This window comes from Tepidiphilus sp. J10 (assembly GCF_006980785.1).
Lineage (GTDB): Bacteria > Pseudomonadota > Gammaproteobacteria > Burkholderiales > Rhodocyclaceae > Tepidiphilus > Tepidiphilus olei.
In genome coordinates this window covers 250,709-275,722 of sequence record NZ_SBHP01000001.1, presented here as the reverse complement: position 1 = coordinate 275,722, position 25,014 = coordinate 250,709, and the positions used below count along the sequence as shown (strand labels likewise).

General features: G+C 64.8%; 23 protein-coding genes, 1 tRNA gene and 2 pseudogenes. 16 read left to right on the top strand and 10 right to left on the bottom strand.

The window, feature by feature from the left end:
- The first annotated feature begins 26 nt into the window (after positions 1-26).
- From EPD81_RS01370 to EPD81_RS01360, 3 genes and pseudogenes are all read left to right on the top strand, one after another.
- Positions 27-999, top strand: a pseudogene (locus EPD81_RS01370) (IS5 family transposase).
- Positions 1,000-1,270: 271 nt separating this feature from the next.
- Positions 1,271-1,924 (top strand): cytochrome c, encoded by a 654-nt coding sequence (locus EPD81_RS01365; RefSeq protein ID WP_142803644.1) that lies wholly within the window; start codon positions 1,271-1,273, stop codon positions 1,922-1,924.
- A 13-nt stretch (positions 1,925-1,937) separates the two neighbouring features.
- A complete protein-coding gene (locus EPD81_RS01360; RefSeq protein WP_142803643.1) occupies positions 1,938-2,975 on the top strand; it encodes a c-type cytochrome in 1,038 nt (345 codons plus the stop codon).
- 181 nt (positions 2,976-3,156) lie between these two features.
- On the opposite strand, the gene EPD81_RS01355 is transcribed toward EPD81_RS01360, so the two are convergent.
- On the bottom strand, positions 3,157-4,254 hold the full coding sequence (locus tag EPD81_RS01355) for an NADH:flavin oxidoreductase/NADH oxidase (RefSeq protein ID WP_142803642.1): 1,098 nt from the start codon (positions 4,252-4,254) through the stop codon (positions 3,157-3,159).
- Positions 4,255-4,492: 238 nt separating this feature from the next.
- Here EPD81_RS01355 and EPD81_RS01350 point away from each other — a divergent pair.
- Positions 4,493-5,110: pseudogene (locus EPD81_RS01350) on the top strand (IS481 family transposase); the annotation flags it as partial.
- Between the two features lie 311 nt (positions 5,111-5,421).
- On the opposite strand, the gene EPD81_RS01345 reads toward EPD81_RS01350, so the two are convergent.
- Both EPD81_RS01345 and EPD81_RS01340 read right to left on the bottom strand, forming a co-directional pair.
- Positions 5,422-5,497, bottom strand: a tRNA-Thr gene (locus EPD81_RS01345).
- Between the two features lie 77 nt (positions 5,498-5,574).
- Complete coding sequence (locus EPD81_RS01340) at positions 5,575-7,104, bottom strand: fumarate hydratase (RefSeq protein ID WP_142803640.1); 1,530 nt, start codon at positions 7,102-7,104, stop codon at positions 5,575-5,577.
- Positions 7,105-7,282: 178 nt separating this feature from the next.
- Here EPD81_RS01340 and acs point away from each other — a divergent pair, with 178 nt between their 5' ends.
- On the top strand, positions 7,283-9,235 hold the full coding sequence (acs, locus tag EPD81_RS01335; RefSeq protein WP_142803639.1) for an acetate--CoA ligase: 1,953 nt from the start codon (positions 7,283-7,285) through the stop codon (positions 9,233-9,235).
- 165 nt (positions 9,236-9,400) lie between these two features.
- Here acs and rpmG read toward each other — a convergent pair whose 3' ends face one another.
- From rpmG to EPD81_RS01310, 5 genes are all read right to left on the bottom strand, one after another.
- The gene (gene rpmG, locus EPD81_RS01330; RefSeq protein WP_028874582.1) at positions 9,401-9,568 is read right to left on the bottom strand and encodes a 50S ribosomal protein L33; all 168 of its coding nucleotides are present in this window, start codon (positions 9,566-9,568) and stop codon (positions 9,401-9,403) included.
- Between the two features lie 20 nt (positions 9,569-9,588).
- Positions 9,589-9,825, bottom strand: coding sequence for a 50S ribosomal protein L28 (gene rpmB / locus EPD81_RS01325; RefSeq protein WP_142803638.1), 237 nt, complete (start codon positions 9,823-9,825; stop codon positions 9,589-9,591).
- Between the two features lie 93 nt (positions 9,826-9,918).
- Entirely contained in the window at positions 9,919-10,314 is a 396-nt protein-coding gene (locus EPD81_RS01320; RefSeq protein ID WP_221928750.1) for a GtrA family protein, read from the bottom strand.
- Positions 10,311-11,888 (bottom strand): glycosyltransferase family 39 protein, encoded by a 1,578-nt coding sequence (locus EPD81_RS01315; RefSeq protein WP_142803637.1) that lies wholly within the window; start codon positions 11,886-11,888, stop codon positions 10,311-10,313. The genes EPD81_RS01320 and EPD81_RS01315 overlap by 4 nt, the downstream gene beginning before the upstream one ends.
- Positions 11,889-11,944: 56 nt before the next feature.
- Positions 11,945-12,934, bottom strand: a complete 990-nt coding sequence (locus EPD81_RS01310; RefSeq protein ID WP_206673364.1) for a glycosyltransferase family 2 protein — start codon at positions 12,932-12,934, stop codon at positions 11,945-11,947.
- Between the two features lie 54 nt (positions 12,935-12,988).
- Here EPD81_RS01310 and EPD81_RS01305 point away from each other — a divergent pair, with 54 nt between their 5' ends.
- Genes EPD81_RS01305 through ccmI form a run of 10 tightly spaced genes read left to right on the top strand, consistent with a single transcriptional unit; the run spans position 12,989 to position 20,826 of the window.
- Complete coding sequence (locus EPD81_RS01305) at positions 12,989-13,981, top strand: ChbG/HpnK family deacetylase (RefSeq protein WP_142803636.1); 993 nt, start codon at positions 12,989-12,991, stop codon at positions 13,979-13,981.
- Positions 13,982-14,041: 60 nt separating this feature from the next.
- Positions 14,042-14,683, top strand: coding sequence for a cytochrome c biogenesis heme-transporting ATPase CcmA (gene ccmA, locus EPD81_RS01300; protein ID WP_142803635.1), 642 nt, complete (start codon positions 14,042-14,044; stop codon positions 14,681-14,683).
- Positions 14,683-15,351 carry a heme exporter protein CcmB gene (gene ccmB, locus EPD81_RS01295; protein ID WP_142803634.1) on the top strand — a complete coding sequence of 223 codons (669 nt, stop codon included), beginning with the start codon at positions 14,683-14,685 and terminating at the stop codon, positions 15,349-15,351. Before ccmA ends, ccmB begins: the two co-directional genes overlap by 1 nt.
- A gap of 17 nt (positions 15,352-15,368) precedes the next feature.
- On the top strand, positions 15,369-16,184 hold the full coding sequence (gene ccmC, locus EPD81_RS01290) for a heme ABC transporter permease CcmC (protein ID WP_178086761.1): 816 nt from the start codon (positions 15,369-15,371) through the stop codon (positions 16,182-16,184).
- A gap of 4 nt (positions 16,185-16,188) precedes the next feature.
- A complete protein-coding gene (gene ccmD, locus EPD81_RS01285; RefSeq protein WP_142803633.1) occupies positions 16,189-16,380 on the top strand; it encodes a heme exporter protein CcmD in 192 nt (63 codons plus the stop codon).
- Positions 16,377-16,823, top strand: a complete 447-nt coding sequence (gene ccmE, locus EPD81_RS01280; protein WP_142803632.1) for a cytochrome c maturation protein CcmE — start codon at positions 16,377-16,379, stop codon at positions 16,821-16,823. The genes ccmD and ccmE overlap by 4 nt, the downstream gene beginning before the upstream one ends.
- A gap of 10 nt (positions 16,824-16,833) precedes the next feature.
- Entirely contained in the window at positions 16,834-18,831 is a 1,998-nt protein-coding gene (locus tag EPD81_RS01275; RefSeq protein WP_142803631.1) for a heme lyase CcmF/NrfE family subunit, read from the top strand.
- Complete coding sequence (locus EPD81_RS01270; RefSeq protein WP_142803630.1) at positions 18,828-19,424, top strand: DsbE family thiol:disulfide interchange protein; 597 nt, start codon at positions 18,828-18,830, stop codon at positions 19,422-19,424. Before EPD81_RS01275 ends, EPD81_RS01270 begins: the two co-directional genes overlap by 4 nt.
- Positions 19,421-19,945 (top strand): cytochrome c-type biogenesis protein, encoded by a 525-nt coding sequence (locus EPD81_RS01265; RefSeq protein WP_142803629.1) that lies wholly within the window; start codon positions 19,421-19,423, stop codon positions 19,943-19,945. The genes EPD81_RS01270 and EPD81_RS01265 overlap by 4 nt, the downstream gene beginning before the upstream one ends.
- Positions 19,942-20,826: a c-type cytochrome biogenesis protein CcmI gene (ccmI, locus tag EPD81_RS01260; RefSeq protein WP_142803628.1), complete on the top strand. Its 885-nt coding sequence runs from the start codon at positions 19,942-19,944 to the stop codon at positions 20,824-20,826. The genes EPD81_RS01265 and ccmI overlap by 4 nt, the downstream gene beginning before the upstream one ends.
- Before the next feature lie 19 nt (positions 20,827-20,845).
- Here the strand turns inward: ccmI and EPD81_RS01255 are convergent, their stop codons facing one another.
- Positions 20,846-21,691, bottom strand: coding sequence for an HDOD domain-containing protein (locus tag EPD81_RS01255; RefSeq protein ID WP_185955319.1), 846 nt, complete (start codon positions 21,689-21,691; stop codon positions 20,846-20,848).
- Between the two features lie 177 nt (positions 21,692-21,868).
- Here EPD81_RS01255 and EPD81_RS01250 point away from each other — a divergent pair, with 177 nt between their 5' ends.
- Positions 21,869-23,890 (top strand): methyl-accepting chemotaxis protein, encoded by a 2,022-nt coding sequence (locus tag EPD81_RS01250; protein WP_142803626.1) that lies wholly within the window; start codon positions 21,869-21,871, stop codon positions 23,888-23,890.
- Here EPD81_RS01250 and alr read toward each other — a convergent pair.
- Positions 23,880-24,971, bottom strand: a complete 1,092-nt coding sequence (gene alr / locus EPD81_RS01245; protein WP_142804225.1) for an alanine racemase — start codon at positions 24,969-24,971, stop codon at positions 23,880-23,882. The two genes, EPD81_RS01250 and alr, sit on opposite strands and share 11 nt — an antisense overlap.
- Positions 24,972-25,014: the final 43 nt, after the last annotated feature.

Sequence of the window (25,014 nt, the reverse complement as noted above, 5' to 3'; positions counted from 1 at the left end):
AGACGATCCACCCGCAGGGGCCTGCCATGCAGTCGAGCTTTTCCGAACTCGAGTACGCCGCGAAGAAGAAACAGACGCGCCGGGACCGTTTTCTGGCGCAACTCGAGGCGCTGACCCCTTGGGGCGCCTTGGTGGCGGTGATTGCCCCGTACTACCCGCAAGGGCAGGGAAAGGGGCGGCCAGCCATTGGGCTGGAGCGGATGCTGCGGATGTACGTGGTGCAGAATTGTTTCGGATTCTCCGACGAGGGAAGCGAGGATGCGATCTACGACAGCCAGGCGATTCGCCGGTTTGTGGGCATTGACCTGAGCCGGGAAGCGGCGCCGGATGCTACGACTCTGCTCAAGTTTCGAGACGCATCAGCTCACCGAGGTGATTTTCAGCACCCTCAACGCGCATTTGGCCGAGCAAGGGCTGTTTCTGCGTCAGGGCACGATCGTAGACGCCACGATCCTTGCCGCGCCGTCCTCGACCAAGAACGACTCGGGCAAACGCGACCCCGAGATGCACCAGACGAAGAAGGGCAATCAATGGCATTTCGGGATGAAAGCGCACATCGGCGTGGATGCCACTTCGGGCCTCACCCACACGCTGATCGGCACCGCCGCCAACGTCAGCGACGTCACGCAAGCCCAGGCGCTCCTGCACGGGGACGAGACGGACGTCTTTGGCGATGCGGGCTACCAGGGGGTGGAGAAACGGGCGGAGAATCTGGAGCTTCCCGTACGCTGGCACATTGCCCTGAGGCGCGGCCAGCGCAAGGCACTGGCCAAGGGCGCCGAAGGTGAGCAGATGGAGCGGCTGGAACAGGCCAAGGCGAGCGTCCGCGCCAAGGTGGAGCACCCTTTCCACGTGGTGAAGAACCTCTTTGGTCATCGCAAGACCCGCTATCGGGGCTTGGCCAAGAACATGGCTCAGCTCTTCACCCTCTTTACTCTGGCCAATCTGGTGCTCGCGCGCCGGTGGTTGTTGACACCGGACACCCGGATTTCGTCCTGAATCTGGGCGCAAGGGGGTTATTCGACCCCCGAGGCGCCCCGAGGGGCAGGGTATACCCTCGTATCGGACCATCTTTGCCCCGTTTTGCCCCGAAAACGGGGTACTCCTCGGCGAGAGGAGATCAGGGGTTTACTTGTTCAGCGGTTCCTAAGATAATTTTTGGAGAAGAATACCGGAAACTCTTGCGTCATCTGCCGCGAGAGCCGGTGGCGAGCGCGCAGCAGGCTATTCGATGCGTCTTCGAGGCCCACGACACAGGAGGAACATCTCTATGACCAACAAGAAGATCGCAAATGGGCTCGGCCTGCTGCTGGGCATCTTCCTGGTTTCCGGCCAAGCCCTGGCATTCGAAGGGGATGCCAAGCGCGGTCGGGCGGTGGCAGCCACGTGCACGGCCTGCCACCAAGCCGATGGGAGCGGCATGAACATACCGGGCGGGGAGTCTTGGCCCCGCCTGGCAGGGCTCGATGCCGACTACCTCGCCAAGCAGCTGCACGACTTCAAGGCGGGGCGTCGCCAGAACGCCACCATGGCTCCCTTCGCCAAGATGCTCGATGACCAGCAGATCGCCGATGTGGCGGCCTACTACAGCCAGATGCCCGTAACCCCGGCTCAGGGCGGCGACGTCGATGCCGAGCTGCTCGCCCGCGGTGAGCAGCTCGCTCTGCACGGCGACTGGGACAAATACATCGTCCCCTGCAAGAGCTGCCATGGTCCTGGCAACCAGGGCGCGGGGAGTACTTTTCCGGGCATCGCCAGCCAGCACGCCGGCTATATCGAGAACCAGCTGCGCGCCTGGCAGGCCGATAAGCGTAGCAACGACCCGCAGAACCTCATGGGCGCCATCGCCAAGCGCATGAGCGACGAGGACATCCGCGCCGTTTCCGCCTGGCTGGCCAGCCAGACCGTGACGTCCAAGAAATGAGGGGGAGCAGAGCATGAAACGCAACAAGAAAACCCTGGCCGTGGCCGGCGCCGCCTTGGCTGCAGGTGTCAGCCTGGCTGCATTCGCCGATCCACTGCCTCCGGCGATCGACACTCTGGTGAAGATGGGCTTTCCGGCACCCAAGGAGGGGGAGCTGGTCCATGTGCCGCCGACCATGGCCGACCTCGAAGCCGCCAACATTCATCCCAAACTGAAGGCCGTCATCCGTCGTGGCCACGACCTCTTTACTAACACCCAGCAGTTGCGCGGCAAAAACGTCTTCAACGACATGAACTGCTCCAGTTGTCACTTGGGCGAGGGGCGTATGCCCTTCAGTGGTCCGGTATGGCCGGCGGCGGTCACCCTGCCCAACTATCGCGGCAAGAACGGCCACGTCAACAACCTCGAGGAACGCATCGCCGGCTGCTTTGCCTACTCCATGAACGGCACCCCGCCGGAGTACGGCAGCGACGATATGCTGGCGCTGTCGGCCTACCACCAGTGGTTGGCCAAGGGGGTGCCCATGTACCCCGACCAGCCGATCTACGGCCGCGGATTCCCGGCGCCGCAGCGTCCAGCGAGCTTGAGCTATGCCAACGGCGAGGCGCTCTACATGGAGAAATGTGCGATCTGCCATGGCAAAGACGGCTCCGGCCTTTACCAGGGCGGAAAATACGTCTTTCCACCCCCCTGGGGCGACGGCTCCAACAACTGGGGAGCGGGCATCGTGCGCACCCACACCATGGCCGGGTTCATCAAAAACAACATGCCGCTGGGCCAGCCGCTATCACTCTCCGATCAGGAGGCGTGGGACATCGCCTACTACATAACCCAACAGGAGCGTCCTCAAGATCCGCGCTACAAGGGCAGCGTAGACGAGGTATTGGAGAAGTTCGGTCCTACTTTTCACAAGTTCAGCAGCTACGGCAAGGTGCGTGAGGTGGATGGCCATCGACTGGGCGATCACGCGAACTGGGGCGAGAAGGGGGAGAAGATCAAGCCCTGGAATGTCGGCAGACCGCGCTTCAAGGATCTCGAAGTCGAACAGTGAGGGCGGCTTCGTACCGAGCCTTCGGCGCCGAAACAGCCCTCGCCTGGCACGGTTTGGCTGAGGGCTGAGGCTTTCCCGAGGAAGACACCCCAAACACCCCACCAGAAGGGACACCCATTTTTCTCTGAAAGCTGGACATGGCTGAGCGATAAGTGGGTGTTCCTTCGTTTGTTCGTACGACTCACGCTCTGCCGTAACGCTCCAGCCAATGGGCGTAGGGCGCCGGCAGGACCCAGGACGGCCGTTCCTCGCCCAGCTCCAGCGCCGCCTTGTAGGGCCAATGCGGATTGGCGAGGTGAGCGCGCGCCACCATGACGAGGTCGAGCCGTTGGTGCGCCACCGCCTCGTTGGCCGTGGCCGGCACGTCGATGCCCCAGGAAGACGCCACCGGCAGCCCCGTGGCCTCGCGCACCCGCGCCGCGATCGGCACCATGAAGGCCGGCGCCCAGGGAATCTTCGCCGTCGGCGTCGAGAAGCCGATGCTCACGTCGAGCAGGTCGAGCCCGAGCTGACGGAATGCGCGCGCCAGTTCGATGGATTCGGCAAGCGTCTCCTCGTCGCGGCCGTCGAACTCGATCACGCCGAAACGCGCCGTGAGCGGTAGCCGCTCGGGCCAGACTTCGCGCACCGCCGCCAGCGTCTCACGCAGGAAACGGCCGCGCCGTTCGGCGTCTCCGCCGTAGGCATCGGTGCGCTGGTTGGCATGCACCGAGAAAAAGCTCTGCGCCAGATACCCGTGGGCGAAGTGCAGCTCCAGCCATTCGAACCCGGCTTCCAGCGCACGCCGGGCCGCTGCCACGAAGTCGCCCTGTACCCGGGTGATGTCTTCCAGCGTCATCTCGCGGGGCACGCGCGGCAGGTTCGCGCCGAAGGGAATGGCCGAAGGCGAGATCGGCGTCCAGGCGCGGGGATCGTCCTCCGGAAGATGGTCGTCCCCCTCCCAGGGGCGATTGGCGCTCGCCTTGCGGCCGGCGTGGCCGATCTGGATGCCGGGCACCGCGCCGGCTTTCTTGATGCCGGCGGCCACCTGCGCGAGCGCTTCGGCCTGGGCGTCGTTCCACAGTCCCAGGCAATAGGGCGTGATGCGCCCTTCGGGCGACACCGCCGTCGCTTCGACCACCACCAGACCGGCCCCGCCTCGGGCAAGGCTCGCGTAATGCACCGTGTGCCAGTCATTGGCTACGCCCTCTTCGGCACTGTACTGGCACATCGGTGAGACGGCGATGCGGTTGCGAAGTCGCGCATCCTTGAGTGTGAAAGGGGAAAACAAGGCAGACATGGGGGAAGGCTCCTTTTGGCAAAGGATGGTGATGGAACCGGACGGGATCAGTGTAGGTTAGGGGAGGAGGATTTGGCAAACGGGGGAAAGTGAATGCTTATGTCATTGTTGACTAGAATGAAAACCAAATGGCTTTATGTCCTGTCCCGGACGATTGCATCGACCTGCGACGTCGTGCATTATTCTTGGGTCGTGAGACGATGCGCGAGTTGATCGAGGAGCTACGGGGGCAAAAGTCATGATGGTCCGCCTGCACAAGAACGCCACCACGACCCCTGCGACCCGACGCTACATCCAAAGCTCGAACCTGCCGGTGCGCCGCCTTGCCCGGGAACTGGGGGTGTCGGAAGACACCATTCGACGCTGATCGAGGCGCACCGACGTCGAAGATCGTCCGCACACGGCGCACCGCCTGCAGACGAACCTGACCCCGTTTCAGGAGGCCGTCGTGGTGGAGCTGCGCAAGACCCTGCGCTTGCCTCTGGACGATTTGCTGGCCGTGGTGCGCGAATTCATCACGCCGAACGTCTCTCGATCTGGCCTGGATCGCTGCCTGCGCCGCCGCGGACTCGGTTCGCTCGAGGCAATGCAGCCCAAAGCCGAAAAGCTCGGGCACAAACCCTTCAAGTCCTACGAGCCGGGGTTCGTGCATCTGGACGTGAAGTACCTGCCGCAGATGCCCGACGAGGACAGGCGCCGCTACCTCTTCGTGGCGATCGACCGGGCTACGCGCTGGGGGCTCAACGCCATCTACCCGGAGAAGACGGCCGCCAACGCCCGGCGCTTCCTGCGTTCGCTCCTCGAGGCCGCCCCCTTTCGCCTGCGTACGATCCTCACCGACAACGGCAAGGAATTCGATTGTGCAACCACCCGAACTGCAGGTTGTCGCGTAGGTCCGCTGCGGCGCCCGCCGGGGGGTGGGGAGGCGCTCCGGGCTACGCCCTTCACGCCTCCCCACCCCGGCTCGGAAAAGCGGACAGTTTATGTGCTACGAAACCGGACAGCTCTATTTGTTGACAACAGCACGGGTGACACTGCTGCTGCATAGACACCCATTATCCAAGCGTCCTGTCACCCTGCTGTCACCCGCGCGGGTGACAACGAGTGAAATCGTGTGTGCCCTAAGTAATCGAATGCAAGGAAAATCTTTGAAAATCAAGGATTTTTTGGTGCCGGCAGCCCGATTCGAACGGGCGACCTACCGCTTACAAGGCGGGTGCTCTACCAGCTGAGCTATGCCGGCGCTGGGGCGGTCCGCCCTGGCACGTAGGCAGGGCGGACGTGAAGGATTATACCGTTCCCCGTCGGAGGGAAGAGGTTTCAGGCGGTGACGGGGATCTTGCCGATCTTGACGCGCCACTCGCGCGGGCCGGTTTCATGCACGTTGTTGCCTTGGCTATCGACGGCCACGGTCACCGGCATGTCGCGCACCTCGAATTCGTAGATCGCTTCCATGCCGAGATCCTCGAACGCGACGACGCGTGCCGCCTTGATCGCCTTGGCGACCAGATAGGCGGCGCCGCCCACGGCCATGAGGTAGGCGGCGCGGTTGTCGCGGATCGCCGCCACGGCCTCGGGGCCGCGCTCGGCCTTGCCGACCATGGCGATGAGGCCCGTCTTCTCGAGCATGAGGCGGGTGAATTTGTCCATGCGCGTGGCGGTGGTGGGGCCGGCGGGGCCGACGACTTCGTCGCGCACCGGATCGACCGGGCCGACGTAATAGATGACCCGGTTGGTGAAATCGACCGGCAAGGGCTCGCCGCGGGCGATCATGTCGGCGATGCGCTTGTGCGCGGCGTCACGCCCGGTGAGGAGCTTGCCGTTCAAGAGCAGGATGTCACCGGCCTTCCAGGAGGCGACTTCCTCGCGTGTGAGGGTGTCGAGATCCACGCGCTTGGCTTTCTTGGTGTCGGGCGTCCAGGTGATCTGGGGCCAATCTTCCAGCCGCGGGGGGTCGAGCTGGGCCGGGCCGCTGCCGTCGAGCGTGAAGTGCACGTGGCGGGTGGCGGCGCAGTTGGGGATCATGGCCACCGGCAGGCTCGCGGCGTGGGTGGGGTAGTCGAGTACCTTGACGTCGACCACCGTGGTGAGCCCACCCAGCCCCTGCGCACCGATACCGAGCGCATTGACCTTGTCGTAGAGTTCGAGCCGCAGGCGTTCGGCGGTGGTGAGCTCCTCGCCGCGCTCGGCGCGTGCTTGCAACTCGTGGATGTCGACGGGGGCCATGAGGGATTTCTTGGCGAGCAGCATGGCTTTTTCCGGCGTGCCGCCGATACCGATACCGAGGATGCCCGGAGGGCACCAGCCCGCGCCCATGGTGGGCACGGTCTTGAGCACCCAGTCGACGAGGGAATCCGAGGGGTTGAGCATGGCGAGCTTGGCTTTGTTCTCCGAGCCGCCGCCCTTGGCCGCGCAGATCACTTCTACTTTATCACCCGGTACGAGCTCGACGTGGACCACGGCCGGGGTGTTGTCGCGCGTGTTCTGCCGCTTGCCGGCGGGGTCGCGCAGCACCGAGGCGCGCAAGGGATTGTCCGGATTGGTGTAGGCGCGGCGTACCCCTTCGTCGATGAGTTCCTGCAGGCTGCGGCGCGTGTCGAAACGCACGTCTTGACCGATTTCGAGAAAGACCGTGGCGATGCCCGTGTCTTGACAGATCGGGCGGTGACCCTCGGCGGCCATACGGGAGTTGGTGAGGATCTGGGCGATGGCATCTTTCGCCGCGGGGCTTTGCTCGCGCTCGTACGCTTCGGCGAGCGCCTTGATGTAATCGACGGGATGATAGTAGCTGATGTATTGGAATGCGTCGGCGATCGATTCGATCAGGTCTTCTTCGCGGATAGTGGTCATCACAGGCTCCCTCGCAGAGTGCGCTATTCTAAAACAGGGTGGGCGCCGACGGAATGACCTTTGCCCTCTTGCCCAGTAAGTCTGATGTAAGATAAAGCCGTTTCAATCAAAGGGTGCCCGGATGGACCGGAGTCTGCGCGGTCCGTTCGAACGAACCATTGAAGAGGGAGATCGACCCATGGCTCAGAAAATGTATTATCCGCCGGAAGAACTCGTCAAAAATGCCGCCGTCTCGGGGATGGAACACTACAAACGGCTCGTGGCCGAGGCGGAAAAGGATTACGAGGGCTATTGGGCCAATCACGCTCGCACGCTCCTCGACTGGAAGAAACCCTTCACCCAGGTGCTCGACGAGTCCAACGCTCCGTTTTACCGCTGGTTCGCCGACGGGATGCTCAATGCCTCCTACAATTGCCTCGACCGGCACGTGGCCGCGGGGCTGGGCGACAAGGTGGCCATCATCTTCGAGGCCGACGACGGCAAGGTCACCAAGGTCACTTATCGCGAGCTGCTCGCGCGGGTGAGCCAGTTCGCCAACGCGCTCAAGTCGCTCGGCGTGAAGAAGGGCGATCGAGTCCTCATCTATCTACCGATGGGCATCGAGGGTGTGGTGGCCATGCAGGCGTGCGCGCGCATCGGCGCGACCCACTCCGTGGTCTTCGGCGGCTTTTCCGCGCTGGCGCTGCGCGATCGCATCCAGGATGCCGGAGCCACTGTGGTGGTCACGTCAGATGGTCAGTTCCGCGGCGGCAAGGCTCTGCCGCTCAAGGCCATCGTCGAAGAGGCGTTTGCCATGGGCGGGTGCGAATCGGTGCGCCACGTGATCGTCAATAAGCGCACCGGAATGGACATCGAATGGCATCCGGAGCGCGACCTGTGGTGGAGCGAGGTCATCGCCGGCCAGAGCGAGGTGTGCGAGCCCGAGTGGGTCGAGGCCGAACATCCGCTCTTCCTCCTCTACACCTCGGGCTCCACGGGCAAACCCAAAGGCGTGCAGCACTCGACCGGCGGCTATCTCACGCAGGTCGCGCTGACGATGAAGTGGACCTTCGACATCAAGCCGAACGACGTTTTCTGGTGTACGGCCGACATCGGCTGGATCACCGGGCACAGCTACGTCGCCTATGGACCGTTGGCGGTGGGGGCGACGCAGGTGGTGTTCGAGGGCGTGCCGACCTACCCTGACGCGAGCCGTTTCTGGCGTATGATCGAGGCGCACAAGGTCAGCATCTTCTATACCGCGCCCACGGCGATCCGCGCCCTCATCAAGGCGAGCGACGCCACTCCCGAAGTGCATCCGCGCAATTTCGACCTCTCCAGCCTGCGCATCCTCGGCTCGGTGGGCGAGCCCATCAACCCGGCGGCCTGGGAGTGGTATTACAACGAGGTGGGTCACGGACGCTGCCCCATCGTCGATACCTGGTGGCAGACCGAGACCGGGGCCCACATGATCACCCCGCTGCCCGGCGCCACGCCGCTCGTGCCCGGTTCCTGCACGCTGCCTTTCCCCGGCATCATGGCGGCGGTGGTCGACGAGACCGGTACCGAGCTTCCTTGGGGGCATGGCGGGTTCCTCGTCATCAAGAAACCCTGGCCGTCGATGATCCGCACGATCTGGGGCGATCCGGAGCGGTTCAAGAAATCCTACTTCCCCGAAGATTTCAAAGGGAAGTTGTATCTGGCCGGCGACGGGGCGATTCGCGATCCCGAGACGGGCTACTTCACCATCACCGGGCGCATCGACGACGTGCTCAACGTGTCGGGCCACCGTCTGGGCACGATGGAGATCGAATCCGCGCTGGTGGCGCACGAGCTGGTGGCGGAAGCGGCCGTGGTCGGCCGTCCCGACGACATTACCGGCGAGGCGATCGTGGCCTTCGTCGTGCTCAAGCGTCCGCGGCCCCAGGGCGAGGAAGCCAAGCGCCTCGTCAAGGAACTGCAGGATTGGGTGGCCAAGGAGATCGGCCCCATCGCCAAGCCCAAGGAGATCCGCTTCGGCGAGAACCTGCCCAAGACCCGCTCGGGCAAGATCATGCGCCGGCTGCTGCGTCAGCTCGCCAAGGGCGAGGAGATCACGCAGGATACGTCCACGCTGGAAAACCCGGCGATCCTGGAGCAGCTCAAGGGATAATCGAGGAGAAGAAGGACGGGCGGCCTCGAGACCGCCCGCCTCATGGGAGGAGACGAATTACGGCGCCCGCAAGAGGCGCTTTTTTCTTTGGGGAAGAAATGGGAGAGGGAAAAGAAAAAAGCCATCCGCCAGGGGATGGCTTTTGCGGATTCCTTGTGATGCGGCTTACTTGAGCTTGGTTTCTTTGTAGAGCACGTGTTTGCGCGCTTTGGGGTCGTACTTCATCAGCTCGAGTTTTTCCGGGGTGGTGCGCTTGTTTTTCGAGGTGGTGTAGAAATGCCCGGTTCCAGCGGTGGACTCGAGCTTGATCTTCTCGCGGGCGGCCTTGGCCATGATGCACTCCTATCCAGGATTCAGATTTTCTCGCCGCGGGCGCGCAGCTCGGCGAGCACGGCATCGATGCCTTTCTTGTCGATGGTGCGCAGCGCCGCGTTGGAGACGCGCAGTTTCACCCAACGCTCTTCGGCCTCGCTCCAGAAACGGCGATAGTGCAGGTTGGGCAGGAAACGGCGCTTGGTTTTGTTGTTGGCGTGCGAGACGTGGTTGCCGGTCATCGGACGCTTGCCGGTCACTTGACAGACGCGGGCCATGATGGCTCTCCTGGGAATTCTTCAAAGCGCGAAACGATAGCATGAAAACGCATCCGCGGCAAGGTGTCGATGCCAAACGTACGGAGCACGACCTCAGCCGCGTCGGGCGAAGGTCCAGAGGCGGTTTGCGCCGTAATGCCAGAAGAACAGCAGCCCCGTGACGAGGATTTGGGCGAGCAGATAGGGAAGCTGCAACCAGTCGAGGGCGAGCGCCATGCCGGCGACGTTGCCGGTAAAGCCGGTGGCGGCAACGGCGAGGAACTTGGGCAGGGCGACGACGTGGCGCGCGTCGCTGGCGAAGACCCAGCGTCGCGAACCGAGGTAGTTCGTTATGGCGCCGGCCAGGAAACCCAGCGCCGAAGAAGGGAGCGGCCCGAGCGTGTCCGTTTCGACCAGGGCGATCAGCACGGCATAGTGTACCAGGGTGCCGGAGACGCTCACGAGGGCGAAGCGCGACATGCGTACGAGTTCGGCCAGCGGGTTCATCATGGGTCCGCGGCCTCGTGGTCGATGAGCTCAAGGACCGCCAGCGGTGTGCCCAGGCGCTCGATGTGGGCGATTTCCTTGCCGAGCATCGCCTGGTCGCAGTCATCATGGGTGGTGGCGAGGAAGAGTTCGGCGTCGTCCCACGCTTCGGTGATATGGACGTTGGGTGGCAGCCAGGGTTCGATCTGGAAACCTTCTGCGCAATAGGCGAGCGCCCAGTCTTTGCCGGGAGGTTGTTTGGCGACCCAATCGGCGAGTACGGGCAACAAGGCTCGGGTGGCGTCGCTCCAGTAATCCATTTCCCAACGGTGCTTGGCGCCGGCTAGTCCCCGGGCGAGGTGGTTGTAGTAGAGGTGCTGATAGGGGTGCAGCCGTGCTAGGGTGACGAGATCGTCGGCGGCCGAGAGGACGAGCAGGGCGGCAAGGAGCAATGCGCCATGGCGGCGGCGCAGGGAGATCTCGGTCAGGGGGCGATGGAGTGCCGCGAGCGTGCTTTGCCAGCCCCAGCACGCGAGCAGGGCGAACCACGGGACGAGGAAGAGGAAGTGGCGCAGGCCGTTGTAGAGCGGCGGTCTGCCGATGATGACATAGGCGAGCACGAAGGCGAGCGCGAACAGCAGCGGCCACAGACGAGGGGATTCCTTGATGCGCCGCCCGTGGGCGAGCGCGAGCACGGTGCCTAGAAGCACGAATTCCGGCAGTCGCACGAGGAGGTACTTGGGTAAATAGAGACGCGAGACTTTGGCGTTTTCCACGCGCTCGCCGTCTTCCCAGGTATAGAGGTCGAAGGCGAAGTGCGAGAACTTGGTGAGCGCTTGCCAGACGTGATCCCAGCTCATTACCGACCAGGGCCAGAAAAAAGCCATGAGCGCGAGCGCGAGTGCGATGCCTGGCACGAGGCGCACGAGGAGCGCCGTGAAGAGCCGCGGCCAGGAGGGCAGTAAGCGGCGGCGCGGCCACCATGCGAGCAGGAGGGCCGCACCGAGAAAACCGAAGGCGAGCACGCCGCCCACCCGCAATCCGATCGCGGCTCCGGTGGCGAGCCCCCACAAAAGCACGTGGCGCCAACGCGGTACGGGAATCTCGTCGGCGATGCGGCTCGTGTAGTAGAGCGACCACAGCATGGCCGCGGCAAAAGGGACGTCCTTGGTGTGGGTGAAGATCGCGCCGGAGAAGACCCCGCTGCCCATCGTGGCGGCGAGCGCCGCCGTCCCCAGCCAGGCTCCTCCCAGGAAACGCCCGAAACGTGCCGCGCCCAGAAATGCCAGGGCGCCGAAAGCGGCGGTGAGGAGATGCCGTAATGGCCACCAGTCGATGCCGAAGGCCATGGTGATCCAAGCCGCGGGCAGATCGAAGAGACCTCCGTACAGATAGAGATTACTGAAGTCGAGGAAGGTCTTGTCGGCAAGTCCGCTCCTGTAGTAGGCCACGAGCAGTTCGCCGTAGATGTGCTGTACCCATTCGTCGTTGCTCGGTGCGTGGCGGTCGTAACCGTCGAAGACGTACCAGGCGAAAACGAGCCACAGGAGGAGTGAGAGGCTGCGCGGGGTGAGCAAGCGCTGCAAGAGGAGGCGCATCGGGGATGAACTCGGCACGGAATCGTGCAATCGGATGGGGTGAAGTGGCGAAAGGTTCAACGCGGCGGCGAAGGGGGTTCGGCGAGTTCGTCGGGCAGGTTGACGGTGCGCCCGATGAGGTAGAGCGGCCGGCGTTTGACTTCCTCGAAGACCCGGCCGAGATATTCGCCGAGTACGCCCAGGCTGACGAGCTGCACCCCCGAGAGAAAGAGCGTGGCGACCATGAGCGAGGCGTAGCCGGGCACGTCGCGCCCGAAAAGGAGCGTGCGCACCACCAGCCACAGACCATAGACCACCGAGGCGAGCGCCAGGAGCGCGCCGATCGAGGACCAGACGTACAAGGGGACCGTGGTAAAGGAGACCATGCCGTCGATGGCATAGCGCCAGAGTTTGCGCAGCGACCAGCGGGAGGTGCCGGCGTGGCGCTCGGCGGGCCGGTAGGGAATGGTGACCTGCTCGAACCCCACCCAGTTCGCCAGCCCTTTGAGGAAACGCTTGCGTTCGGGCAGGAGATTCAGGGCTGCCACCACGCGTCGGTCGAAGAGGCGAAAATCGCCCCCGCCCGGTGTGAGGGCGATTTCGGAGATACCGCGATAGAAACGGTAGAAGGCGAGCGAGAGCCAGCGGCGCAAGGGGGAGTCGGTGTCCCGGTCGGTGCGCACGGCCGTGACGATGGCCGCTCCGGCGCGCCAGCGCTCGAGCATCTGGGGAATGAGTTCGGGCGGATGTTGCAAGTCGGCGTCCATGATGACGGCGGCCCGTCCGGCGACGCGATGCAGCCCCGCGGCCATGGCGGCTTCCTTGCCGAAGTTGCGCGCAAACCGCACGCCCTTGACGCGGGCATCGGCTTCGCCGAGCCGCTCGATGACCGCGAAGCTCTCATCGCGGCTACCGTCGTCGACGAGGATCAATTCCCAGGAGAGCGCGAGTGCATCGAGCACGTCCTTGAGCCGTTCGTACAAAACCGGTAACGATGCCGCTTCGTTATACACGGGTACAATCACGCTCAGTTCGACCGGGGTCGGCGGTGCGGAGGCGGGAATCACGGCTATCGGCTCCTGTCGTCAGCGAATCGTAACGGGATGCAAGGCAAGGATCGCATGGACGTCCATTTCGAAAAATCCGGCGTTTTGGCGCTGACGCCGCCTCCTGGACTGGGGGTGCCTCCGGCCGATGTCCCCTTGGAAACGGTTGCACCGGTAGAGCGAACTTTCGTCTTGTGCGCCGACGATTATGGTATCGCACGGGGCGTGGATCGTGCCATCGAGCATCTGATCGAATCGGGGCGGGTGACGGCCACCGGGGCGATGGTGACCATGCCTTGCTGGAAGCGCGATGCGCCTGGCTTGGCGGCTTTGGCGCGCGTAACGGGTGCCCAGGTGGGCTTGCACCTGACGCTCACCGAGCAGCGTTCGGCGAGCCCGGCGCGTGGTTTGGCGCAAGAGGGACGCCTGCCCTCTCTGCGAACGCTACTCTTGAGTGCATTGGCGAGGCGTCTGCCGGCGGCGGCAGTGGCCGAGGAGATTCGGGCGCAGTTCGATGCCTTCGAAGACGTTTGGGGGGCACCACCGGCTTTCGTCGATGGGCATCAGCACGTGCATCTCCTGCCGACGGTGCGCGAGGCGCTCGTTGCCGAGATCCTGAACCGGTATGCGCCGGGTACGCTGTGGGTGCGCGATTGCCGCGAAACCGTGCGGCGCATTCGGATACGGGGTGTGGGGGAGCGCAAGGCGCTCTTTCTGCGTCGCTTGGGACGTGGGCTCAAGGCAGCACTGCTCGCGCACGGTATCGCGCACAACCAGGGATTCTCCGGTCTGCACGATTTCAAGGAAACGCCGCCTTTTCGCGAGAAGATGGGCCGTTTCCTCGCGGCGTTGGGGCCGAGAGCTTTGGTGCACGTGCATCCGGGCCGGGTCGATGCGGCGCTCTTGGCGGTCGACACGCTCACGACCCCGCGCGAATGGGAGTACGAATATCTGGCGAGCGACGCCTTCGTTGCAGATTGTGCGCGGCTGGGTGTGCGGCCAACTACGCCTTCCTGGAGCAATCAACCCCACCGGAGCGAGGAAAATACGCCTTCCCGCGTTGCCTGAAGTCCGCTCCGCGGCCGGCTCTGCTAGACTTACGGTCTCGATCCCTCATTTATCGATGTCATGCTCGAAGCTTCGGCGCTCACCTGCATCAAAGGCGACCGCATCCTTTTCCGCGACCTGACGCACGTCTTTCGCCCCGGCGTGCTCGCCCGCGTAGCCGGCCCCAACGGCGTGGGCAAGACGAGCCTGTTGCGCCTGCTCTGCGGCTTGGCGCAGCCTGATGAGGGGGAAGTGCGCTGGCAAGGGGTGCCGGTGAGGGCGCAAACGGATGCCTGGCACCGCGCGGTATTTTTCCACGGCCATCTGCCGGCGGTGCATGAGCTCCTGAGCCCGAGGGAGAACCTGCGCAGCCTCGCCGCGGTGCAGGGGCTGCCGCACGACGCAGCGGCGATCGACGCCGCCCTCGCGGAGCTTGGCCTCGCGCGGCAACGCGACCTGCCCGTGCGGGTGCTCTCGGCAGGGCAGCGGCGGCGGGTCGCGCTCGCGCGCCTCATTCTGGCGCAGGAGCGTCCCGTGTGGATTTTGGACGAACCCTTCACGGCGCTCGACGTCGCGGCGGTGGCCGCGCTCGCGCGCCGCATCGAAGCGCGGGTGCGCGATGGAGCCACCGTGGTGCTCACGACGCACCAGGACGTGGAATTTTCCTGTGCTTGCGAAACCCTGGAGCCGGGGCGCTTCGCGCCGCGGCGCAAGGTGGCGTGATGGGGGCGGTATTCGCGGCCATGCTGCGGCGCGAGATGGCACTTGCCTGGCGCGGCCGCACCGACGTGCTGCTCGCGCTCTCCTTTTTCGTCGTCGTGGTGTGCCTCTTCCCCTTTGGCATCGGGCCGGAGGCGAATCAGTTGCGTGCGATCGCCCCGGGCGTGGTCTGGGTGACGGCGCTGCTCGCCTCGCTCCTGGCGTTGCCGAGGCTCTTCGAGCACGATCTGAGGGACGGCACGCTGGAGCAGCTGCTGCTCTCACCCGAGCCGGCGGTGGTGTGGGTGCTGGCGAAAGTGACCGTCCATTGGCTCGTGACTGGCGTGCCGGTGGCGCTCTTCGCGCCGCTGCTCGCCGGGCTCTACGATCTGCAGCCGGAGGTCCTGCCCTTGCTGGCGGGAACGCTCTTGCTGGGCACACCGACGCTCACGCTCATCGGGGCGATCGGGGCGGCGCTCACGCTGGGGGTGCGTTCCGGGGCGGTGCTGCTGGCGCTACTGGTGCTGCCGCTGGCGGTGCCGGTGCTCATTTTCGGGGCAGGAGCGGTGGAAGCGGCCCTGGGTGGGGTATCCTACACCGCGCACCTGGCCCTGCTGGGGGCCGGGGGGCTCGCGTCGGTGGCACTCGCGCCCTGGGCGTGCGTGGCGGCCTTGCGTTTGGCGGTGCAATGAGGGGGAAGAATCGAGGGATGGACGCGACACCAGGAAGACGGCAGCGTTGGCAGCAGGGAATCGAGGCGCGACAGCGCGCGCCGCGTAGCCTTTGGCGGTTTGCTGCGCCGCAGCAGTTCTATCCGCTCGCCGGGCGGCTCGCGCCGTGGTTCGCCGCGCTCGCCGCCGTGCTCACCGTGGTGGGGCTGTACCTGGCGTTTTTCGTCGCGCCGACCGACGCGCAGCAAGGGGAGGTCTATCGCATCATTTTCCTCCACGTGCCGGCGGCGTGGATGTCGATGTTCCTCTATCTCGTGATGGCCTTCTGGGGGATCGTCGGCTGGGTGCTCAATACGCGGCTCTCTTTCATGATGGCCCATGCGCTCGCGCCTACCGGGGCGATCTGGTGTTTCATCGCCTTGTGGACCGGCGCCCTGTGGGGGCGCCCTACGTGGGGGACTTACTGGGTGTGGGATGCGCGGCTCACCTCGCAGCTGCTCCTCATGTTCCTCTATTTGGGCTACCTGGCACTGACGCGGGCCATCGAGGATCCTCGCCGCGCCGATCGCGCGGGGGCCTTGCTCGCCATCGTCGGTTCGATCAACGTGCCCATCATCTATTTTTCGGTGCAGTGGTGGAACACGCTGCATCAGGGCGCTTCGGTGAGCCTCACGCGCGCGCCTTCCATGGCCACAGTCATGCTGGTGACCATGCTGATCATGGCGTTCGCCGCCTGGTTCTATTCGATCGCCGTGGCGTTGTGGCGGGTCCGTACGATCATCCTCGAGCGCGAGCGGCACACCGACTGGGTGGCCGCCGAGCTCGATCGCCTGGCGGCCAGGGAACGGGGGTGAATGAATGCACTGGGAATCGTGGTCGGCATTCTGGGACATGGGCGGGCGCGGCTTCTACGTCTGGGGGAGCTACGGCGTGAGCTTCGCCCTCATCGCCCTGGAACTTTATTTCCTCCATCGCACTCGTAAGGCCGTGATCCGCCGTCTGCTGCGCTGGCGGGCGGTACGGTTCGAAGACACGGGAGAAGACGCATGACGGCACGCGGCAAGCGTTTGACTTTGATCCTGGCGGCGCTCGCCCTGCTCGGCGGCGCCACGGCGCTGGTGCTCTCGGCGATGCGCGAGAATCTGGTGTTCTTCCACACGCCTTCCGAGGTGGCCGAGGGCAAGGCGCCTGTGGGAAGGACTTTTCGTATCGGCGGCATGGTGGCCGAAGGCTCGCTCGAACGCTTGCCCGACGGGGTGACGGTGCGTTTTGCCGTCACCGATACGGCCAAGACCATTCCCGTCGTCTATCGCGGCGCGCTGCCCGATCTCTTCAGCGAGGGCAAGGGGGCGGTGGCCCAGGGTCAGCTGGGACCGGACGGGGTGTTCGTCGCCAGCGAAGTGCTCGCCAAGCACGACGAGAACTACATGCCGGTGGAAGCGCAGCACGCCGTGGATCAGGCGCAGCGCGCGGCGGCCACCCTCGAGCCATGAGGAGCGCACGATGATCCCCGAGATGGGACAGTTCGCGCTGGCGCTCGCCTGGGCGCTGGCGCTGGTGCAGGCGGTGCTGGGTCTTGCCGGAGCGGCACGCGGTTCGGCCGGGGCGATGGCGGCAGCGCGGCGCGCGGCGCTCGTACAGTTCGCGGCGCTCGTTCTCGCCTATGCTTGTCTGACGGCTTCCTTCCTGCGCATCGATTTTTCCGTGCTGTTGGTGGCGGAACACTCGTCGACGCGCACACCGTGGGTCTATCGTCTCACCGGCGTGTGGGGCAATCACGAGGGGTCGATGCTCTTGTGGTCACTGGCGCTGGCGGGTTGGCAGGCAGCGGTGGCGGCTTTCTCGCGCACGCTCACCGCGGCCTTTCGCGCGCGCGTGCTCGGGGTGCTGGGCGTGGTGAGCGTGGGGTTCCTCGCCTTTCTCATCCTGACTTCCAACCCCTTCGAGCGGCTGGTGCCGGTGCCAGTGGAGGGGCGTGATCTCAACCCCTTGCTGCAGGATCCAGGCATGATCATCCATCCGCCGCTCCTGTACATGGGTTACGTGGGCATGGCGGTGGCGTTTGCGTTCGCGATCGCGGCATTGCTTTCGGGGCGAATGGACGCGGCCTGGGCACGCTGGTCGCGGCCCTGGACCCTGGTCGCCTGGGTGTTCCTCACGCTGGGTATCCTGGTGGGATCGGCCTGGGCCTATTACGAGTTGGGCTGGGGGGGGTGGTGGTTCTGGGACCCAGTGGAGAACGCCTCGCTCATGCCTTGGCTGGTCGGAACCGCTTTGTTGCATTCGCTCATCGTCACTGAGAAACGGGGGGCGTTTCGCAGTTGGACGGTGCTGCTGGCGATCGGGGCGTTCTCGCTCTCGCTGCTGGGAACGTTCCTCGTGCGCTCGGGCGTGATCACTTCGGTGCACGCCTTTGCCACGGATCCCACCCGTGGGGTGTTCATCCTGGGCTTGCTCGCGCTCACCGTGGGGGTGTCGCTGCTGCTCTTCGCCTGGCGCGCGCCGCGGCTCTCGGGAGGGGGGGCGTTCGCGCCGGTTTCGCGCGAGGGTTCGCTCCTGGTCAATAACGTGCTGATGGCGGCGGCTGCCGGGGCGGTGTTGCTCGGTACGGTCTATCCCTTGATCATCGATGCGCTGCAGGGAGCCAAACTCTCGGTCGGGCCGCCGTACTTCGAAAAGGTGTTCGTGCCGCTGATGATTCCGGCGGTGGTGCTGATGGCGCTGGCGCCTTTCCTTCGTTGGAAGCGGGACGTGCTCTCGCGGGTGCTGCGCCGGGTGTGGCCGGAAACGATCGGGGCGCTGATCATCGCAGCGCTGGGCGTGTGGGCAATGGATCACGTCACCGTCGGTGCCTTCCTGGGGATCGCGTTGACGGCCTGGGTCGTTCTGGCCTCGTTGCGCCTGCTCGTCGATCGGCTACGCCAGGGGGCAGCTTCGGGGATGACGGCGCGGCTGCGCGGCATTCCCGGCTCTTGGTGGGGGATGTGGTTGTCTCACCTGGGAGTGGGGGTGTTCATTCTCGGCGTGACGCTCGTGGGGGCGTTGGAGCAGCGGCTCGACGTGAAGATGATGCCCGGGCAGGAAGCGGAGCTCGCCGGCTATCGTTTCGTGCTGCGTGGCGTGAGCGAGGTGCCGGGACCCAACTATACCGCCCAGCGCGGCGCGGTGGAGGTGTGGCGCGAAGGGCGGATGCTCACCGTGCTCGCGCCGGAGAAACGCGCCTACTTCCGTTCGGCCATGCCGATGACCGAGTCGGCGATCGATTGGGGAGTATTCCGCGACGTCTATGTGTCGCTGGGAGATCCCACCGGCGATGGTGGCTGGGTCGTTTTGCTCTTCTATAAACCCTTCATTTCCTGGATCTGGTTTGGTGCGGTACTGATCGCGCTCGGTGGTGTGGCTGCCGCGCTCGATCGGCGCTACCGGCGGCTCGCACGACGCACGGCTGCGGTCTCTGCGTCGGAGCGGCCCCACGAACCGGTGGCGGAGGCGGTGCGATGAAGCTGAAGCATCTGATTCCTTTTTTCATCTTCGTTGCGTTGCTCGGGCTCTTTGCCTATGCCTTTCGCCTCGATCCGCGGGAGGTGCCTTCCCCGCTCGTGGGCAAGCCGGCACCGACTTTCGCCTTGCCGCGGGTGGATGCGCCCGAGACGATCGTCGGCCCGGACGATTTGCGCGGTCGACCGTGGATGCTCAACGTCTGGGCCACGTGGTGCGTCGCCTGTCGTGAGGAGCACGCCATGTTGATGCGGCTCGCCCGTGAGGAGGGGGTGACGCTGCTGGGGCTGAATTACAAGGAGATCCGCGGCGATGCATCCTTGGATACGAGCCGGATTTCTCCACGGGAAGAGCGCGAGGCGGCGCTGTTGCGGGCGCGGGACTGGCTCGCCCGCCACGGGGATCCGTATCGGTTCTCCGTACTCGATCTCGAGGGGCGCGTGGCGATCGACTATGGTGTCTACGGCGTGCCGGAGACTTTCCTCATCGACGCCGAGGGCATCATCCGCTACAAGCACATCGGGCCCATCGACGAGCGGGTCTGGCGAGAGGTTTTGCAACCAAAATGGGCGGCGCTAGAGGGGGCTACGCGATGAGGAGTCATCGGCGTGCCGAGCGGGTGAGTGCCTGGCGTGGCGTGGCGTTCGCCGCCATGATTTTCCTGCTCGCAGGGGGGGGCGGCTTCGTCCGGGCGGTGGAGGATGCGCCCAAGGCGCAGCCGGTGGGCGATCCGGCGCTCGAGGCGCGTGCCCTGAAGCTCGGGCACGAGCTGCGCTGTCTCGTGTGCCAGAACCAGTCGATCGCCGAATCCAATGCCGAGCTCGCTCACGACCTGATGAATCAGGTGCGCGAGCAGCTCGCCGCCGGCAAGAGCGAGGAAGAGGTCCGCGCTTACCTGGTGGCGCGCTATGGCGATTTCGTGCTCTATCAGCCGCCTTTGAAAGCGAGTACGGTGGCGCTGTGGGTGGGGCCGTTCGTGCTGGCGTTTACCGGGGTGTTCGCTCTGTGGCGGGCGTTGCGGCGCCGTGCGCGTGAAGAAGTGCCGACGCTCTCGGCCGAAGAGGCGGCGCGCGCCGAAGCCTTGTTGCGCGACACGGACGAAAGGGGGCAATCGTGACGGGATTTTTGATGGTGGCGGTGTGCATCGCTTTGGCGGCGACGGCTTGGGTCGTGTGGCCGCTCGCGCGGCGCCACGGAGGGGCTACCGACGAGGAAGCCCAGGCTCGGGTGGCGCTGACGGTATTGCGCGAGGAATTCGCCGCCTTGGAACGCGCGCGCGCAGCGGGCGAACTGGAGGATTCGGCCTATGAGCAAGCCCGGCGCGAGCTGGAAGCGCGGGCCTTGGCCGAGGCGCAGGCGCGCGACCGCCACCCTCGGCACCAGGAGGCTTCGCCCCTGGCGGTTGCGCTCGTCGGCCTAGGGCTGCCACTACTTGCCGCGGCGGCTTATCTGGTGGTGGGTTCTCCGCGCTGGGCGAGCGAGGAAGCCGTGCTCGCGGCCACGCGCGAAGCCGCAGCGGCTCAGGCGGCGGGAGCCGCCGGCGTTTCGCTCGATCAGATCAAGTCGATGGTGGCGCGGCTCGAAGAGCGTCTGGCCAGCGGCGAGGGCGACGCTCAAGCCTGGGTGATGCTCGCCCGTTCTTATCGCGTACTGGGAGATCCGGCGCTCGTGGCTGCCGGCTGGGATAGGCTGGAGGCGAAGATCCCTCAGGAACCCACGGTGCTGGTCGAGTGGGCGGAATTGCTGGTCGTCGCTCGCGACGGGTTCGATGCCGACTCGATAGCCTTGCTGGAACGGGCGCTCGCGCTCGCTCCGGACGAACCCAAGGCGCTCGCCATGGGCGGAGCGGCAGCCGCCGCGGCCGGAGAGCACGCCAAGGCGGTGGAGCGCTGGGAGCGCTTGCTCGCGCTCGCCCCGAACGAGGGGGAATTCACCCAGACACTGCGCGCAGCGATCGCAGCGGAGCGGGAGAAGGCAGGGCTGGCTCCGGGAAATTGAGCCCTCACGGGGCTCATGCTCAGCGCACGTTCGTTGCGGTGCGCTGCTGGGCGATTTCCGCATCGATCATGTCGTCGAGCTCGTCTTCGGTCGTGCCAAGGAATTCGGCCACCGGACCGCGCGCCTTGTGCCATTCCTTGTCGCGTCCGATACCGACCGTCTCGGCCGCCACGACGTCGGCCATGGCGATGAGGCTCACCAGGTGCGGTACCTGGGGCGGCAGTGTCGTCTCCTCGAACACGGCGACATAGTCGTGGTGATGGTTGATCGCCAAGGCCACAGGTTCGGCCAATCCCCAGCGTCGGGCGAGGAAGAAACCGACCACGGCGTGATGCGTCTCGTAGCGTACGAACTCGTGCTCTGTAAATGGGCGCTCCGGATCGATCCGGGCGATCGACAGCGTTTCGTGATAGTCGGGATGTGTGCGCGCGAGCAGGAAGAAACCCGTATCGTGCAAGAGTGCCGCCGTGTGGGCCATGGAGGGCGGCACGGTGCGCATCAGGCGGGCGAAATCCGCGGCGGCTTCAGCCGAGACGCGCAGTTCGTCCCAGATGGAAGGCCGCAGATTTTTGGGCAGGCCAAAAGTGGAGTGCAGCAGGGCGTGCAGCACGATCTGGTGGGTGCGCTCGAGGCCGATCACCTGCAGCGCCTGGGCCACCGATTCGATTTTACGCATACGCATGACGCCGTTGGCCGCGCGCAGCACGGCGGCCGCGAGCGCCGGATCCTGCTGGATCATCTTGGCGAGTTTGGCCAGGTTCGGGTTTTCCGCCTCGGCCTCCCGGGCGATGGCGGTCAGGACATCGGGGGCGGGCGGGATGTCGAGTCGCGAAGGTTCGGCAAGGGATGTCGGGGCGGTGTTCATGGGGTGGTTCCTCGAAGCGGTGGCTGGATCACGCCAAGGATGTATCGATTTCATGATAGCGCAGTACAGGTCGAGTGAGGGCAACGGTGTGACAAGGAAGGAGACACCGTGTCGAATGTCGCTAAAGTTTGACGGAGAAGTGCCGATAAAATTATTACCTGCCGAGGGAGGAGCATCATGAGAGGACAGAGTCTGACGCGTCGCATCGCCGTAGGGGTGGCGATCGCCACGGTATTTTTCATCCTGTTGAGCACCGCTCTGATCGGTGGGCTGGAGTGGCAGAAACTGCAGCGCCGCATCGACGAGGCAATGAGCGCTCAGACGCGCAGTGTGCTTTCGGGTTTGCAGATGCTGCACGAGGCCGTCACCGTGTCGATGCACTCCCAACTCAAGATGCTCAAGAGCTTCTTCCCCTATGGTACCCGGGTCGAGATCGACGCGAAGGAGACCACGGAGATGGGGCCGACCAAGATGAAAGTCCCTATCTTTCGGCTCGGCGGAATCGAGATGAACGAGCGGTTCATCGAGGTCGATCTCCTCACGGAGCAGACGGGTTCGGTGGCGACGATCTTCGAGCGCATCGGCGACGATTTCCTGCGTATCTCGACCTCCCTGCGCAAAGAAGATGGTTCGCGTGCTTTCCTGACCAATCTCGATCGTAATCACCCGGCCTACAAACGCTTGCTTGCAGGGCAGGAGTACATCGGACCAGCGGTCCTTTTCGGCAAAGACTACATGACCATCTACGAGCCGATCAAATCGGAGGATGGTAAAGTGGTCGGAGCCTGGTTCATCGGCTATCCGATGGGGAACCTGTTGGCCAAGTTTCGCAGTTCGGTCATGGAAATGAAAATCGGGCAGACGGGGTACGTCTATGTGATGGACAAAAACGGCTACATGCGCATCCATCCCTCGCTCGAAGGCAAGAACGTGCGCGAGATGCGCGATGCCACCGGGTACGACTTCGTCGGCGAGATGCTGGAGAAGAAAAACGGGGTCGTCCGCTACCAATGGATCGATCCGGGCAAGGACAAGCCGCGGGAGAAAGTGGCTGCCTATGCCTATTTTCCCGAATGGGATTGGTTGGTCGTCTCCTCGACTTATGTCGATGAGCTGACGGAGGAATTGACGGGCGACATTTTTCGCAATTCCCTGGCAGCCATCGGAGAGGCGGCGCTGCTCGCTCTGGTGATGATCTGGCTGGTGCGCCGTGCCTTGCGTCCGCTCGATACCTTCGTTCAGGTGACCGAGCGCATGGCGTCGGGAGATTTGAGCCAGACCCTGCACTATGAGCGCAGCGACGAGTTGGGGCGCTTGGCCACCGCGATCAACCACATGCGTTCCGAGCTCGCGGGCCTCATCGGCGCTTTGCAGCGCGAAGCGAGCGATGTGGCGGTTCGGGCCCAAACGATCGAACGGCAGGCCGAGGAGGTGCAGCAGCGCATCGCCGTTCAGGCCGACGATACCCAGGCCGTGGCTGGCGCGATGGAGGAATTCAGCGTAGCTCTCAATCAGCTCGCGCAGCACATGCGCGAGACGGCCCGGCGCGCCCAGGCATCCATGGAAAAATCAGAGGAAGGAGCGGCGACGATCGCTGCCGCGATCGAAGGGATGAACCAGATCGCGCAGATCGTGGAAACGGCGGCCGAGCGCATTCGCACTTTGGAAGGTTTCTCCCAGCAGATCTCGACCATCGTGGCCACGATCCGTGAGATCGCAGATCAAACGAATCTTCTCGCCTTGAACGCCGCCATCGAAGCGGCGCGGGCCGGTGAGCAGGGACGCGGCTTTGCCGTGGTGGCCGATGAAGTGCGCAAGCTCGCCGAGCGCACGGGTAACGCCACGCAAGAGATCGGGGATATGATCGCCAAGATCCAGCATGCCACGTCCGAAGCGGTCGCCGGAATGGATGAAGGAGTGGACGAAGTGCGGCGGGGGGTGGAACACGCGCGGCAGGCGCGTAGCGCGATCGACGAAATTCGGCAGGAGTCGCTCGAGACGGCGCGTGCAGTACAGGAAGTGGATCAGGCGCTGGACCAGCAGACCGAGGCGGTACACACGATCGCTCAGCGAGTGGAGCGCATCGCCGGTAGCGCCGAGGCGTCGGCTGCGGCGGCCAAAGACAGCGAGGCACAGGCCAAGGCACTGCAGGAGGCGGCCTCGAGCCTGCGCCAGCGGGCCGATCACTTCAAGGTGTGATCATGACCCCGCGATGGATGCGTTGGACGCGCTTGACGTGGCACAGCAACTCGTAGGAGATGGTGCCGGCGGCGCGGGCCACCTCGTCGACCGACACGGTCTTGCCCCATAGCTCCACGATCGCGCCTTGGCCGACGTCTTCAGGGAGGGGGGAGAGATCGACGGTGAGCATGTCCATCGAGATGCGACCGATGAGTCGTGTGCGCCAGCCTTCTACCGCCACGGGCGTACCGGTGGGGGCATGCCGCGGATAACCGTCGGCGTAGCCGATGGCGACCAGGCCGACGCGGGTTGGCCGTTCGGCGACGAAGGTGGCGCCATAGCCCAAGGCTTCGCCAGGGGAGAGCCAACGGGTGGCGATCACACGGCTACTGAGGGTCATTACGGGTCGCAAGCTGCGGGCCGGGTCGGGGTCGGCATGGGGAAGCAGTGGATTGCCGCCATAGAGCAAGATTCCCGGTCGTGCCCAGTCGCCGCGCGCCTGCGGCCAGGCGAGCAGCGCCGCGGAGTTTGCCAGGCTCGTCTCGCCCGGCAAGGTGGCCACCCCTCTGTGGAAACGCTGAATTTGCTCCAAGGTCATGCTCGATCGGGGGTCGTCGGCGCAGGCGAAATGTGTCATCCATACCGGAGCTTCGAGTCCGGGAATGGCTTGCAGGCGTTGCCACACGGCCGAGGCCTCTCGTGGGGCGAACCCGGCGCGATTCATGCCGCTATTGATCTTGATCCAGATACGACGGGGGCGGTGTGACGCGAGCTCGAGCATGCGCAGTTGCGCTTCGTGGTGCACGACCGGCCATAAATCGAGTTCGGCGGCGGCTGTGAGCTCGCCGGGGTCGAACACCCCTTCGAGCAACACGATCGGCCGGCTGATGCCGGACGCACGCAGCGGTAGCGCTTCCTCGAGGAGGGCGACGGCAAAGCCATCGGCGATTGGCTCGAGGGCTTTGGCGCAGGCGATCGCCCCGTGACCGTAGGCGTCTGCCTTGACGACGGCTAGAGTCCGACCGCCGGCCAGGCGTTTGGCCAGGAGATAATTTGCGCGTAGCGCGTCGAGATCGATGGTGGCACAGGAGGGGCGCATCACGGGAAAAAAGAGTGAGTCCGGTGCGCCATGATAGCCCATC

Coding starts and splice junctions, on each gene's coding strand:
- EPD81_RS01365 (WP_142803644.1), top strand. CDS start 1,271: ATGACCAACAAGAAGATCGCAAATGGGCTCGGCCTGCTGCTGGGCATC.
- EPD81_RS01360 (WP_142803643.1), top strand. CDS start 1,938: ATGAAACGCAACAAGAAAACCCTGGCCGTGGCCGGCGCCGCCTTGGCT.
- EPD81_RS01355 (WP_142803642.1), bottom strand. CDS start 4,254: ATGTCTGCCTTGTTTTCCCCTTTCACACTCAAGGATGCGCGACTTCGC.
- EPD81_RS01340 (WP_142803640.1), bottom strand. CDS start 7,104: ATGACCACTATCCGCGAAGAAGACCTGATCGAATCGATCGCCGACGCA.
- acs (WP_142803639.1), top strand. CDS start 7,283: ATGGCTCAGAAAATGTATTATCCGCCGGAAGAACTCGTCAAAAATGCC.
- rpmG (WP_028874582.1), bottom strand. CDS start 9,568: ATGGCCAAGGCCGCCCGCGAGAAGATCAAGCTCGAGTCCACCGCTGGA.
- rpmB (WP_142803638.1), bottom strand. CDS start 9,825: ATGGCCCGCGTCTGTCAAGTGACCGGCAAGCGTCCGATGACCGGCAAC.
- EPD81_RS01320 (WP_221928750.1), bottom strand. CDS start 10,314: ATGATGAACCCGCTGGCCGAACTCGTACGCATGTCGCGCTTCGCCCTC.
- EPD81_RS01315 (WP_142803637.1), bottom strand. CDS start 11,888: ATGCGCCTCCTCTTGCAGCGCTTGCTCACCCCGCGCAGCCTCTCACTC.
- EPD81_RS01305 (WP_142803636.1), top strand. CDS start 12,989: ATGGACGTCCATTTCGAAAAATCCGGCGTTTTGGCGCTGACGCCGCCT.
- ccmA (WP_142803635.1), top strand. CDS start 14,042: ATGCTCGAAGCTTCGGCGCTCACCTGCATCAAAGGCGACCGCATCCTT.
- ccmB (WP_142803634.1), top strand. CDS start 14,683: ATGGGGGCGGTATTCGCGGCCATGCTGCGGCGCGAGATGGCACTTGCC.
- ccmC (WP_178086761.1), top strand. CDS start 15,369: ATGGACGCGACACCAGGAAGACGGCAGCGTTGGCAGCAGGGAATCGAG.
- ccmD (WP_142803633.1), top strand. CDS start 16,189: ATGCACTGGGAATCGTGGTCGGCATTCTGGGACATGGGCGGGCGCGGC.
- ccmE (WP_142803632.1), top strand. CDS start 16,377: ATGACGGCACGCGGCAAGCGTTTGACTTTGATCCTGGCGGCGCTCGCC.
- EPD81_RS01275 (WP_142803631.1), top strand. CDS start 16,834: ATGATCCCCGAGATGGGACAGTTCGCGCTGGCGCTCGCCTGGGCGCTG.
- EPD81_RS01270 (WP_142803630.1), top strand. CDS start 18,828: ATGAAGCTGAAGCATCTGATTCCTTTTTTCATCTTCGTTGCGTTGCTC.
- EPD81_RS01265 (WP_142803629.1), top strand. CDS start 19,421: ATGAGGAGTCATCGGCGTGCCGAGCGGGTGAGTGCCTGGCGTGGCGTG.
- EPD81_RS01255 (WP_185955319.1), bottom strand. CDS start 21,691: ATGAACACCGCCCCGACATCCCTTGCCGAACCTTCGCGACTCGACATC.
- EPD81_RS01250 (WP_142803626.1), top strand. CDS start 21,869: ATGAGAGGACAGAGTCTGACGCGTCGCATCGCCGTAGGGGTGGCGATC.
- alr (WP_142804225.1), bottom strand. CDS start 24,971: ATGCGCCCCTCCTGTGCCACCATCGATCTCGACGCGCTACGCGCAAAT.